10 protein-coding genes are annotated in these 12,282 nt (G+C 64.4%); 4 read left to right on the top strand and 6 right to left on the bottom strand.

Translation table 11 applies throughout. The annotated features are described in order from the left end of the window. Positions 1–74 precede the first annotated feature (74 nt). The 4 genes from BCY88_RS34580 to glcD all read right to left on the bottom strand — a co-directional run bounded on the left by BCY88_RS34580 (position 75) and on the right by glcD (position 4,484). Positions 75–479: a heme-binding protein gene (locus BCY88_RS34580; protein ID WP_120291848.1), complete on the bottom strand. Its 405-nt coding sequence runs from the start codon at positions 477–479 to the stop codon at positions 75–77. A 19-nt stretch (positions 480–498) separates the two neighbouring features. Then, positions 499–1,839: a glycolate oxidase subunit GlcF gene (gene glcF / locus BCY88_RS34575; protein ID WP_120348585.1), complete on the bottom strand. Its 1,341-nt coding sequence runs from the start codon at positions 1,837–1,839 to the stop codon at positions 499–501. Between the two features lie 78 nt (positions 1,840–1,917). Next, positions 1,918–2,985: a glycolate oxidase subunit GlcE gene (gene glcE / locus BCY88_RS34570; RefSeq protein WP_120348584.1), complete on the bottom strand. Its 1,068-nt coding sequence runs from the start codon at positions 2,983–2,985 to the stop codon at positions 1,918–1,920. Beyond that, complete coding sequence (glcD, locus tag BCY88_RS34565; RefSeq protein WP_120348583.1) at positions 2,985–4,484, bottom strand: glycolate oxidase subunit GlcD; 1,500 nt, start codon at positions 4,482–4,484, stop codon at positions 2,985–2,987. Before glcD ends, glcE begins: the two co-directional genes overlap by 1 nt. A 250-nt stretch (positions 4,485–4,734) precedes the next feature. Between glcD and glcC the strand changes: the two genes are divergently transcribed. After that, positions 4,735–5,502, top strand: coding sequence for a transcriptional regulator GlcC (glcC, locus tag BCY88_RS34560; RefSeq protein ID WP_120348582.1), 768 nt, complete (start codon positions 4,735–4,737; stop codon positions 5,500–5,502). 122 nt (positions 5,503–5,624) lie between these two features. Further along, positions 5,625–6,500, top strand: coding sequence for an MOSC domain-containing protein (locus BCY88_RS34555; RefSeq protein WP_120348581.1), 876 nt, complete (start codon positions 5,625–5,627; stop codon positions 6,498–6,500). A 30-nt stretch (positions 6,501–6,530) separates the two neighbouring features. Here BCY88_RS34555 and BCY88_RS34550 read toward each other — a convergent pair whose 3' ends face one another. Continuing rightward, positions 6,531–6,911, bottom strand: coding sequence for a response regulator (locus BCY88_RS34550; RefSeq protein ID WP_120348580.1), 381 nt, complete (start codon positions 6,909–6,911; stop codon positions 6,531–6,533). Between the two features lie 116 nt (positions 6,912–7,027). Between BCY88_RS34550 and BCY88_RS34545 the strand changes: the two genes are divergently transcribed. Next, entirely contained in the window at positions 7,028–8,236 is a 1,209-nt protein-coding gene (locus BCY88_RS34545; protein WP_120348579.1) for a GAF domain-containing sensor histidine kinase, read from the top strand. A 2-nt stretch (positions 8,237–8,238) separates the two neighbouring features. On the opposite strand, the gene cobA is transcribed toward BCY88_RS34545, so the two are convergent. Next, complete coding sequence (gene cobA, locus BCY88_RS34540; protein ID WP_120348578.1) at positions 8,239–9,054, bottom strand: uroporphyrinogen-III C-methyltransferase; 816 nt, start codon at positions 9,052–9,054, stop codon at positions 8,239–8,241. A gap of 660 nt (positions 9,055–9,714) precedes the next feature. Between cobA and nirB the strand changes: the two genes are divergently transcribed. After that, on the top strand, positions 9,715–12,255 hold the full coding sequence (gene nirB, locus BCY88_RS34535; RefSeq protein WP_120348577.1) for a nitrite reductase large subunit NirB: 2,541 nt from the start codon (positions 9,715–9,717) through the stop codon (positions 12,253–12,255). The last annotated feature ends 27 nt before the right edge of the window (positions 12,256–12,282 follow it).

The raw sequence follows: 12,282 nt of genomic DNA, 5'->3' as shown, positions 1-12,282 counted from the left end.
TGGGGGCACCGGTCCGTGTTGTGCTTCTTGCTTTTATTGATGCCGCTTTGAACGAATCCGGACGGATCTCGAACTTAAGCGGCGATCGCTTGAATACCCGCCTTGGCGATTTGCGCGTCCTGATCCGACTTGACGCCCGACACACCGACCGCGCCGACCACCTGGCCGTCGACGATCACCGGCACGCCGCCTTCCAGCGTGCCTTGCAACGGTGCGCTCAGGAATGCCGTGCGGCCGTTGTTGATCATGTCCTCATACACCTTGGTTTCACGGCGGCCGATCGCCGAAGTGCGGGCCTTTTCCGTGGCGATGTACGAACTGGCCGGCGCGCTGCCGTCGAGGCGCAGCATGCCGAGTGGGTGACCGCCATCGTCGACCACCACGATAGCGACGGCCCACTGGTTCTTCTCGGCTTCCGCGCGGGCGGCTTCGAGGATTCGGGTCGTTTCGGCAACAGTCAACACGGGTTTGCTCAGCATAATGAATTTCCTGTTTCGTTTATGGTAGGGATGCTTCTACAAGTTCTATCCAGTGGCGCACCGGAGTGCGGCCGGCGCCGTTCAGATGGGTCTGGCAACCGATGTTGGCCGTGACGATCATCTCCGGCTTGCCGCTTTCCAGCGCATCGAGCCGGTTGTTACGCAATCGTTCCGCAAGCGCCGGCTGGGTGATGGAATACGTGCCCGCCGATCCGCAGCACAGATGGGCGTCGGGCACCGCGGCGAGATCGAAACCGAGCCGTTGCAGGACCGACTCGACCGCGCCGCCCAGCTTCTGCGCATGCTGCAAGGTGCAGGGGCAATGAAACGCGATTTTCCGCCGTGCCTGATCTGGCGATGTCGCTGGCAACGTACCTGGCAACGTACCTGGCAACTTCGCTGGCAACTTCGCTGGCAACGTCGCTGGCAACTTCGGTAACGCCCCTGCCTGCAATTGATCCGCCTGTAGCCGATCGAGTGGCTCGTTAGCCAATACCTCCACGAGGTCTCGCGTCAGCTCGCTGACCCGCTGCGCTTTTGACGCATAGCGAGGGTCGTGGCGCAGCAGATGCCCATATTCCTTGACGAACGCGCCGCAGCCGCTTGCGGTTTGCACGATCGCCTCAGCACCGGCCTCGATGGCGGGCCACCACGCGTCGATATTGCGCCGTGCCCGCGCGAGGCCAGTCTCCTGCGCGTCCAGATGATAATCGGTCGCCCCGCAGCAGCCGGCCTGGCGGGCATTCACGATGCTGATGCCCAACCGGTCCAGCACGCGCGCGGCGGCCGCGTTGGTGTCAGGTGACAGCGCGGGTTGCACGCAGCCTTCCAGCATCAGCATTTTGCGCGGATGCCGCGACGCCGGCCTCGACTCTGTCCCAGCATTTGGCCGAGCGCTTCGCTTGGGGATTTTACGTCCAAGCGCGGCCGGAAGAAACGGCCGCATGGCCTGACCGGTTTTAAGCAGCGCGCGGAATACCGCGGGATTCGGGATCACCCGGCGCAAACCCTCGCGCAGCAAGCGTTCCGGGGCGGGCCGAACAATCCGCTGCGCGAGTTCGGCGCGGCCGATATCCAGCAGCGCATGGTAGGTGACACCCGACGGGCAGGTGGTTTCACAGTTGCGGCAACTCAGGCAGCGGTCGAGGTGCAACTGGGTTTTCTGCGTGACCGGCTCGCCTTCCAGCATCTGTTTGATCAGATAGATACGGCCGCGCGGGCCGTCGAGTTCGTTGCCGAGCAACTGATAGGTCGGGCAGGTCGCGTTGCAGAAGCCGCAATGCACGCACGAGCGCAGGATCTGCTCGGCTTCGTCGGCGCGGGACAGGGTTTTGGCGGCGTCGCTGAGATTGGTTTGCATGGTGTCGTTCGTGTTCAGGGCTTCAGAGGCCGGGGCTCATAGGTCAGAGTTCATCGGGCAGGGTTCAGCGGCCAGGATTCACAGGCACGCATAAAGGCGGCCGGGGTTGAAGAGGCCGCGCGGGTCCAGTTGCAGTTTCAGCTGCTGATGAAAGCGCAGCAGCGCCGGTGGCAACGGAGTGAACGGCTCGGCATCCGCGCTGGGCGTGAAGCAGGTCGCGTGGCCGCCCGCCGCGTGCGCGATCTGGCGAATCGTGGCTGCCGGCGCGTCGCTCTTCAGCCAGCGCTGCGCGCCGGCCCAGTCGAGCAGCGTGTCGCCGGGCAGGCGGGTCAGCGGCGAAGCATTCGGCAGCGAAAGGCGCCACAACGGCCGCGGGTCGTCGAAAAACGCCAGCCGATGCTCACGCAAGGCGTCCCAGAAGCGCGGATCGAGTGCGGTGCCGCCAATGCGGTCGACGGCCGCCGCCACCGAGCCCGTGCCGCCTTCGAGCCGCACATGGAGGCGTGCGTCGACGTGAGCGGCGCCGCTGATCGGCAAGCCGGCGCGGCGCCACGCCGACAGTTCACGCAGCGCTTCGCCCGCATCGAGATCGAGCGTGATGCTGCCGAGCGCGCGCGGCTTCGGCAGCACCTTGAGCGACACCTCCGTGATCAGGCCAAGACAGCCGAAGCTGCCGGCGAGCAGACGCGACACGTCGTAGCCCGCGACGTTCTTCATGACTTCGCCGCCGAAGCGCAGCTGCTTCGCCTCGCCGGTAATGACGCGGCAACCCAGCACGAAGTCGCGCACCGCACCGGACCACGGCCGGCGCGGCCCGGCGAGGCCGGCGGCGACCATTCCGCCGACGGTGGCCGCGCCGTCGAAGGTCGGCGGCTCACAGGGCAGCATCTGGCCCGCTGCGTCGAGCACGGCGTTCAGTTCGGCGACCGGCGTGCCCGCGCGCGCGGTGATGACAAGCTCGGTCGGGTCGTAGCTGAGCACGCCGCGATGCGAGCGGGTGTCGATCTGCGTGCCTGACACGGCACGGCCGAGAAAAGCCTTGCTGTTGCCGCCGCGTATTTTCAGCGGCGTGCCGGCTGCCTGTGCCTGCGAGACTTCGGCGAGGAGCCGTTCGCTATCGTCCATCGATACCGGTTCGATCAGCATCAGAAACGCTCCAGTTCAGGAAAGGGCAGTGCGCCGTGGTGAACATGCATCGAGCCGAACTCGGCGCAGCGGTGCAGGGTCGGGATGTTCTTGCCGGGGTTCAGGAGACCGGCCGGATCGAAAGCGGCTTTCAGCGCGTGGAAAAAGCTCAGTTCGTCGCTGTTGAACTGCGCGCACATCTGGTTGATTTTTTCGCGTCCTACGCCGTGTTCGCCGGTGATGCTGCCGCCCACCGCCACGCACAGTTCGAGGATCTTCGCGCCGAGGGCTTCGGCGCGCTCGGTCTCGCCGGGCGCGTTCGCATCGAACAGGATCAGCGGATGCATGTTGCCGTCGCCGGCATGGAAGACATTAGCCACGCGCAAGCCATATTCGTTCGACAGGTCCTCGATGCCTTTGAGCACGCGCGGCAACTCGCGGCGCGGGATCGTGCCGTCCATGCAGTAGTAATCCGGCGAGATGCGGCCCACCGCCGGGAAGGCATTCTTGCGGCCGGCCCAGAACCGCTGGCGTTCGGCTTCGTCTTTCGCGAGCCGGATATCGGTGGCGCCGGCCGCGCGCAGCAGCGCTTCGACCCGCTCCACGTCCTCCTGCACATCGCTTTCCACGCCGTCGACTTCGCATAGCAGGATCGCCTCGGCATCGACCGGATAGCCGGCGTGGATGAAGTCTTCCGCGGCGCGGATCGCGAGGTTGTCCATCATTTCGAGGCCGCCAGGGATCACGCCCGCGCCGATAATCCGCGCGACCGCCGCGCCCGCTTTCTCGACGTCGTCGAAACTGGCGAGCAGGACCTTCGCGCCTGGCGGTTTGTTGAGCAGCTTCACGGTGACTTCGGTGACGATGCCGAGCATGCCTTCCGAGCCGGTGAAGAGCGCGAGAAAATCAAAACCGGGGGCGTCCAGCGCCGCTGAGCCGAGCGTGAGGCGCTCGCCGTCGATGGTGAGAATCTCGAGCTTCAGGATGTTATTGACGGTCAGTCCGTATTTCAGGCAATGCACGCCGCCCGCATTCTCCGCGACGTTGCCGCCGATCGAGCAGGCGATCTGCGACGAGGGGTCCGGCGCGTAATACAGGCCATGGGGCGCCGCGGCCTGCGAGATCGCGAGGTTGCGCACGCCCGGTTGCACGCGGGCGATCCCGGCCTCGGGGTCGACTTCGAGGATCCGGTTAAAGCGCGCCATCACCAGCAAAATGCCTTTGTCCAACGGCAGCGCGCCGCCCGACAAACCCGTCCCGGCGCCGCGCGCGACCACCGGAATCTTCTGGGCGTTGGCGAATTTCAGCAGCGTCTCGACCTGTTCGACCTTGTCGGGCAGCGCGACCAGCATCGGCGTTGCGCGATAGGCGGCGAGGCCGTCGCATTCGAACGGCCGCAAATCCTCCTGTTCGTGGAGAAGCTGGAGATCGGGGATCAGCGCCTGCAACTGCGCGACAACGGCGGATTTGTCGTGCGTCGCGAGCGCGCCGTCGATGCGCTCGTCGTAGTGGTAGCTCATGGGGAAGTCTCCTGGGGCCGCGCCAACCTGGCGGTCATACCCGTGGGCACGGGTGCGCGAACGTGTCTCAGGCGGAATTGTTATGGCTACTGGGCTCGCTGTCGACGGGCGAATCAAGTGGTCGTACCAGTTTCTTGATGGATGGTTTCAGGGTGAATATCGCAGATACATTGCTCGACATGGGATAGAGAGAATGAGCAACACCTCCTCGTGTTAGCATCTGAAGGTGGTCATACCAGTTGGAATTGCAATGCAGACAGCGGATCAGGATAGCTCGCGGCAAGTGGCGGACGTTGTCGCCGAGCGTATCGAACGGTTGATCGTCGACGGCGTGCTGAAAACAGGGCAGGCGCTGCCCTCCGAGCGGCGCCTGACCGACAAGCTAGGGGTGTCGCGCACGGCGCTGCGCGAAGGGCTCAAGCTCCTGCGGGCGCGCGGCATCATCGAGACCTCGCACGGCAAAGGCTCGTTTGTCGCGAGCCTCACCGCGCAACCCACGCTCACGCCGATGATGCATCTGCTCGGCTCGCAGCCCCGCACGCTCTACGATCTGTTCGAGGTGCGCGCCTTGCTCGAGGCGGAATCCGCGCGCCTCGCGGCGCTGCGCGGCACACCCGCGGACTTCGTGCTGATTACCCGCCGCTACGAGGACATGCTCGCCGCGCATGGCAAGGAAACCAGTGCGTCCACCCACGCGCGGCTCGATCATGCGTTTCACCTCGCGATCTGCGAGGCTTCGCATAACCCGGTGCTGGTGCATACCTTGAGTACGCTGACCGATCTGCTATTGAGTTCGGTGTTTGCGTCGGTGAACAATCTCTATCACCGCGAGCCGCAAAAACGGGTCATCGATCGTCAGCATGCGCGGCTTTACAACGCCGTCACCGGCAAGCTGCCCGAACAGGCGAAGAAGGCGGCGGCCGATCATATCGCCAGCGTTTGCGCGAACCTACGGGAAATCGAACAGGAGGAGCAGCGGCTCGTGCGCGCTACGCTGCGGCTGGAGGGCTGGGAATAAGCGGCGCGAGCGGCGCGCTGCGAGACGGCTTTCGCGGCAGCGCGCATGCATGCCGGTGCCTTACAGGCTCTACAATTGCCCATTCACACAAAAAATCGCGTGTCGCCCCACGCATGCACACCATGCCTACCATCAGCGAGCTTTTCGTCTACCCAATCAAATCCTGTGCTGGCATTGCGCTCAATGAAGCGCGCCTGCTCGCCACCGGCTTCGAATACGATCGATGCTGGATGGTCACTGACCCGAGCGGCGCGATGCTCACCCAGCGCGCCTATCCGCGCCTCGCGCTGATCAAGGCCGAGATCGGCGAACACGAACTCGTGATCCACGCGCCGGGCATGAGCGTGTTGCGCACGCCGCTCGACGCCGCCGCACTCGGTGCAGCGCCAAAGGTGCAAACCGTGGTCTGGCGCGACGCGGCCTACGGGCTCGACACCGGCGAAGCAAGCGCCGCGTGGTTTTCGGCGTTTCTCGGCGTGCCGGCGCGGCTGCTGCGCTTCAATCCCGAGCACGAGCGGATTGTGGACCCGGAATACACCGGCAGCGTCGGCGGCGCCACCACCTACTTCGCAGACGGTTTTCCGCTGCTGGTGATCGGCCAGGCCTCGCTCGACGACCTGAATGTGCGCCTGAACAACAAGGGCGCACCGTCGATTCCGATCGACCGTTTTCGCCCCAACGTCGTCCTGACAGGGCTCGATGCCTACGAAGAAGACTATGTGGAGAGTTTGAGCGTCGAGGGCGTGGAGGGTGAGGCCGTGCAGTTGCAACTGGTCAAGCTGTGCGCGCGCTGTCCGATGCCGACCATCGATCAGGCGAAGGGCGCGCCCGATCCCGACTGGCCAAACGAGCCGACCGACACCATGAGCGCCTACCGGGCCAATCCGCAGCGCAACGGCGCGCTGACGTTCGGCAACAATGCGGTGGTCGCGCGTGGGGCCGGGACGTGGCTGCGTGTCGGGCAAGAAGTCGAAGCGGAATTGGGTTTTGGTGACTGAACCGGGGCCGGACGAGGCGCGCTGGCCCCGCTAATGCCGGCTGCGCCCGGTCAGCGCGGCGAGGATCACGGGCATCGGCACCGGCTTGACGAAATGATGGTTGAATCCTGAGCGCAACGACTCGGTCCGGTCCTCGCTGCGCGCGAGCCCCGTCACGGCGACCAGCATGGGCGGCGGGGTGAAGGCCGCGCGGCGGATGCGCCGGGCGACCGCACGCCCATCCAGACACGGCATTTCGACGTCGAGCAGGGCGGCTCCCGGGCGCCATCTGCAATACTGCGCAAGCGCTTCGATTCCGTTGCGCGCGGTCCGGATGTCGAAACCATGTTCGCTGAAAAACAGCACGTAGGCGGCCAGAAGATTCGGGTCGTCGTCCGCGATCAGCAGGCGTACGGCATCGTCAGTGAGCATCCGGTTTCTCCCAGGTTACGTACCTGGTATTGAGCAATTTGAAGTCCCGCTAGAATCGGGGCTCAAAGAATCCGCTTTCTTCGGTCATTCCCGCACGCTATCTGACACTGCTTCTTATGAATAAATTACCGCTTGAGGCCAATGAGGAAGCGCGAATCGCACGGGACATCGAGGCGGTCAGCCGCATCGAAGCGGTGCCGTCGATCCTGCGCCTGATCTGCAAGAACACCGGAATGGGCTTTGCAGCCGTGGCCCGGGTCTCGGAACACAGCTGGACCGCCTGCGCGGTGCAGGACGAAGTGAACTTCGGTCTGGTCGCCGGCGGCCGGCTCGATCTGCATACCACGCTGTGTTTCGAGTCGCGCGCCGCGCGCGCCTCGATCGTGATCGACAATTTCGCCGAAGACCCGGTCTACAAAGGCCATCACACAGCGCAGATCTACAAGCTGGGCAGTTATATTTCCGTGCCGATCGTTTTGCCCGATGGCCGCTACTTCGGTAATCTCTGCGCGATCGATCCGAATCCGAACGACCTCTCGAATGCGCGCACGCTAAGCATGTTCGAGGTATTCGCCGATCTGATCGCGGCCCAGCTGGTCACGGAAGACCGCCAGCAGGCGGCCGAGGAGGCCTTGCTCGACGAGCGGGAAAATTCCAGCTTGCGCGAACAGTTCATCGCGGTGCTCGGCCACGACTTGCGCAACCCGCTCTCCGCAATCAGCGCGACCGCCGAGCTGCTGACGCTGCGCAAGAACGAGCCAGACCTCGTAAAAATCGGCCAGCGTCTGAAGACCACGACCTTGCGTATGGCGCGCCTGATCGACGACGTGATGGACTTCGCGCGCGGGCGCCTCGGTTCCGGTGTCGACGTGTCGATCGAGGACGTCGACGATCTGGCCAGTGCGCTGCGCGCGGTGCTCGCCGAATCGCGCGAGGCCAATCCGGAACGGGTGCTGGAGGACGATATCGCGATCTCCACGCGGGTCCGGTGTGACCGCGCGCGCGTGCAACAGTTGCTTTCGAACCTGCTCGGCAACGCGTTGACGCATGGCTCGGCCCAGTTTCCGGTCGCCGTGACGGCCCGGGTGGAGAACGGCGCGTTCGTGCTGAGCGTGCGCAACGGCGGCGACGCAATTGCACCGGATGTCCTGCACAAGGTCTTCCAGCCTTACTGGCGACCGGCCACCAGCAAGCCGGGCGGTGGTCTGGGGCTTGGTCTGTACATCTGCAAGCAGATTGTGCTTGCCCACGGCGGTACGCTCGAAGTCGAATCGTCCGCCGAGGCAGGCACGATGTTCATCGCGAGAATGCCGATCGCTGCATGATGTCACGCGGCCTGGGCGATGGCTTCGGCCGGCGTCCGCCGATCAGCTTGCATCCCGGCGGGTTGATCGGCGTGCGCCTCGCGACCTGAAATCCCGCGCTCGACGCTTTCGCCGATCGCGCTTCCCACCAGAATCACCGCCGGACTGCCGAAGCCAGCGCTCGCCGCGTCGGCGGCCAGCCGGTCGAGGCGTGTCAGCAGACGCCGCTCGTTGGCGCTGCCTGCCCACTGCACGACAGCAGCGGGTGTGTCGGCGGGCAAGCTGGCGAGCAACGCCGTGGCGAGGCTCTCGACGCGCCGCATGCCCATATAGATCGCCAGCGTGGTGCGGGTCGCGGCCAGCGCGGCCCAATCCGGCTCGCCGTGATCCTCCGTATGCGCGGTTATGAAGCTCACACCATTGCAATGACGGCGATGCGTGAGCGAGACGCCGAGACCCGCAGCGGCCGCGAAGCCTGACGAGATGCCGTTGACGATCGCAACAGGAATGCCCGCGGCACGCAAGGCAGCGAGTTCTTCACCGGCTCGCCCGAACAGCAGTGCCTCGCCGCCCTTGACTCGCACCACATGCAACCCCTTGCGTGCGTAGCGCTGCATCAGCCGCTCGATGAACACTTGCGGCGTGGAGCGGCAACCGCCGCGTTTGCCGACGCGAATCACGCGCGCCCGCGGCGCCAGGGTGACGATCTCCGGGTTGGCGAGGTCGTCGAGCAGCACGACATCGGCGGCCGCCAGTGCTTTCGCGGCTTTGAGCGTGAGCAGGTCGAGCTCGCCCGGGCCGGCGCTCAATAACGTGACTTTGCCTGTGACGGTGTTCATCCTGGTGTCCTTAGCGTCTGTGATGGCTCACGGTCGTCATACCGCTCGCGCCGGATAAAAACAAAACGGCGTCCACTCGCGATGGTCGCGAGGGGACGCCGTTGTCCGTTTGTTGCTGACTATCTTCAACGATTTTCAGGCCACTCCGGCTGCGTTGCCGAAAGGTTCTGTCCGTCTGTCATGCAAGACCCGCGCCATCAGCCGGCAATGCCTGTTCGAGCCTTGCCATGCTGTGCCGGGAGGCCTGCAAATGCACAGGCGGGGCACCCGCAGTGCACCGCCCGCATGCTTGCCGCTCGCACGTGCACAGTGCTGCGTCGCACCATCCCTGTGCTTCACTGCATCAAATCGTGACGCGCGCGCGGTTCGCCGCACACTCGTCTTATTCGCTGCGCAGGCCCGCGCCACGGGGCTGCCGACCGCATTTCGGATGCCTGGCACGGGCTTTGCGTTAAGCCTTGCCATCGGATCAACGTGGATCCGGCGCGAGTGCAACAACAGGGCACTCGCTGCAATACAGGTCAGGACAACGGCGTCCCCCGAATTCAGTCATCGACTGGGTTCGCGGGACGCCGTTTTTATTTCCGGAATCGCTTTCGCCCGATGTCACGCGTGAGCGACCGAAGTACAGCAAGCACAGCACACTGAGGAACCGCGGTCATGAAAATCATCGTTATCGGTCACGGGATGGTCGGCCACAAACTGGTCGAATGCCTGGCGCAAGACGCGGCGCATGGCCTCGACATTACTGTGCTGTGCGAAGAATCCCGGCCCGCTTACGACCGCGTGCACCTGTCCGAATTCTTTTCGGGCAAGACGGCGGACGATCTCTCGCTCGTCGAACCGGGTTTCTTCGAACGCCAGAACGTCTTGCTGAAGCTGAATGCGAAAGCAGTGGCGATCGATCGCGATGCGCGCACCGTGACGGTATCGACCGGCGAGACCTTGCCGTACGACAAGCTGGTGTTCGCCACGGGTTCCTATCCGTTCGTGCCCCCCGTGCAAGGCCGCGAGCGGGCCGACTGCTTCGTCTATCGCACCATCGACGACCTGGAAGCCATGCAGGAATGCGGCGCGCGCTCGAAGACCGGCACGGTGGTCGGCGGCGGCCTGCTCGGTCTCGAATGCGCGAAGGCCTTGCGCGACATGGGCTTGCAAACGCACGTGGTCGAATTCGCGCCGCGCCTGATGGCGGTACAGGTCGACGAAGGGGGCGGACGCGTGCTGCGCAGCAAGATCGAAGAGCTCGGCCTGACGGTACACACGCAGAAGAACACCACCGCGATTGTCGACGGCGAGAACGGCACGCATCGCATGCAGTTCGCCGACGGCAGCTTCCTCGACACGGACATGATCGTGTTCTCCGCGGGCATTCGTCCGCGCGACGATCTGGCCCGTGCGAGCGGCCTCGCACTCGGTGAGCGCGGCGGCATCGTGATCGACAACGCGTGCCGAACGAGCGACCCGCACATCTACGCGATCGGCGAGTGTGCGCTATGGAACGGTCAACTGTTCGGCCTCGTGGCGCCCGGTTACGACATGGCGCGCACGGTGGCGAAGCAACTGCTCGGCGACCCGGCGGAGTTCGCGGGCGCCGACATGAGCACCAAGCTGAAGCTGATGGGCGTGGACGTTGCCAGCATCGGCGACGCGCACGGCAACACACCGGGCAGCCGCGCCTATCAGTTCAGCGACGAACGCAAGCAGGTCTACAAGAAGCTGGTGGTGTCCGGGTGCGGCAAGTATCTGCTCGGCGGCGTGATGGTGGGCGAGGCGAGTGAGTACGGCACGCTGCTGCAGATGATGCTGAACCGGATCGAGTTGCCGGCGTCGCCTGAATTCCTGATTCTGCCGTCGTCAGACGGTCAGGCAAAACCGGCGCTCGGCGTCGAGGCATTGCCGGCCGCCGCGCAGATCTGCTCGTGCAACAACGTCTCGAAAGGCGACCTGTGCGCGGCCGTTTGTGCGGGCGCGACCGACATCGGCGCGTTGAAGTGCGCAACCCAGGCCGGCACCTCGTGCGGCGGTTGCGTACCACTCGTTACGCAGGTGATGAAGGCCGAGATGAAAAAGCAGGGCCTCGCGGTCAACAACCATCTGTGCGAGCACTTTTCCTATTCGCGCCAGGAGTTGTTTCACATCGTGCGTGTGGAAGGCGTGCGCAGTTTCGGCGCGCTGCTGGCGAAGCACGGACACGGCTTCGGCTGCGATATCTGCAAACCGGCCGTGGCGAGCATCCTCGCCTCGTGCTGGAACGAATTCGTGCTGAAGAAAGAACACGCCTCGCTGCAGGACACCAACGATTACTACCTCGCCAACATCCAGCGCGACGGCACCTATTCAGTCGTGCCGCGCATGGCAGGCGGCGAAGTAACGCCTGACGGTTTGATCACAGTCGGCCAGGTCGCGAAGAAATACGGCCTGTACACGAAGATCACCGGTGGTCAGCGGGTCGATCTGTTTGGAGCGCGGGTCGAACAGTTGCCCTTCATCTGGGAAGAACTGATCGCGGCCGGTTTCGAATCGGGCCATGCGTACGGCAAATCGCTGCGCACGGTGAAGTCGTGTGTGGGTTCGACGTGGTGCCGCTACGGCGTCGGCGATTCGGTGGGCCTCGCGGTCGAGCTCGAGAATCGCTACAAGGGCCTGCGTACCCCGCACAAGATCAAATTCGGCGTGTCGGGCTGCACGCGCGAATGCGCGGAGGCGCAGGGCAAGGACGTCGGCATCATCGCCACGGAGAAGGGCTGGAATCTCTACGTCTGCGGCAACGGCGGCATGAAACCACGCCATGCCGAACTGCTCGCCTCGGACCTCGATAAGGACACGCTGGTGCGCTACATCGACCGCTTCCTGATGTTCTACGTGCGCACGGCCGATCGTCTGCAACGCACCAGCGTATGGCGCGACAACCTGGAAGGCGGACTCGATTATCTGAAGGACGTCGTCGTCAACGATCACCTGGGCGTGGCCGCGGAACTCGAGGCGGACATGCAGCAGGTGGTCGACACCTACGAGTGCGAATGGAAGAAAGCCGTTACCGATCCTGAAACGCGCAAGCGCTTCCGCCACTTCGTGAACAGTGGCGAGCCGGACAGCAACGTCGCCTTTGTCGAAGAACGCGGCCAGATCCGGCCCGCGACGCTCGAAGAGCGGCGCTCGAAACTCGCTTCGATTCCTGTGGTTGTCGAAACCGTTTGATTCTTTTTTGCGTCACTCACTGAGGAC

Source organism: Paraburkholderia fungorum, from assembly GCF_003610895.1.
Taxonomy (GTDB): domain Bacteria; phylum Pseudomonadota; class Gammaproteobacteria; order Burkholderiales; family Burkholderiaceae; genus Paraburkholderia; species Paraburkholderia fungorum_B.
Note: the sequence above shows the minus strand (reverse complement) of the source record. Positions and strands in the feature narration are given on the sequence as shown.

Excerpts from the sequence above, each read along its gene's own strand:
- BCY88_RS34580 (WP_120291848.1), bottom strand. The coding sequence starts at position 479 with ATGCTGAGCAAACCCGTGTTGACTGTTGCCGAAACGACCCGAATCCTC.
- glcF (WP_120348585.1), bottom strand. The coding sequence starts at position 1,839 with ATGCAAACCAATCTCAGCGACGCCGCCAAAACCCTGTCCCGCGCCGAC.
- glcE (WP_120348584.1), bottom strand. The coding sequence starts at position 2,985 with ATGCTGATCGAACCGGTATCGATGGACGATAGCGAACGGCTCCTCGCC.
- glcD (WP_120348583.1), bottom strand. The coding sequence starts at position 4,484 with ATGAGCTACCACTACGACGAGCGCATCGACGGCGCGCTCGCGACGCAC.
- glcC (WP_120348582.1), top strand. The coding sequence starts at position 4,735 with ATGCAGACAGCGGATCAGGATAGCTCGCGGCAAGTGGCGGACGTTGTC.
- BCY88_RS34555 (WP_120348581.1), top strand. The coding sequence starts at position 5,625 with ATGCCTACCATCAGCGAGCTTTTCGTCTACCCAATCAAATCCTGTGCT.
- BCY88_RS34550 (WP_120348580.1), bottom strand. The coding sequence starts at position 6,911 with ATGCTCACTGACGATGCCGTACGCCTGCTGATCGCGGACGACGACCCG.
- BCY88_RS34545 (WP_120348579.1), top strand. The coding sequence starts at position 7,028 with ATGAATAAATTACCGCTTGAGGCCAATGAGGAAGCGCGAATCGCACGG.
- cobA (WP_120348578.1), bottom strand. The coding sequence starts at position 9,054 with ATGAACACCGTCACAGGCAAAGTCACGTTATTGAGCGCCGGCCCGGGC.
- nirB (WP_120348577.1), top strand. The coding sequence starts at position 9,715 with ATGAAAATCATCGTTATCGGTCACGGGATGGTCGGCCACAAACTGGTC.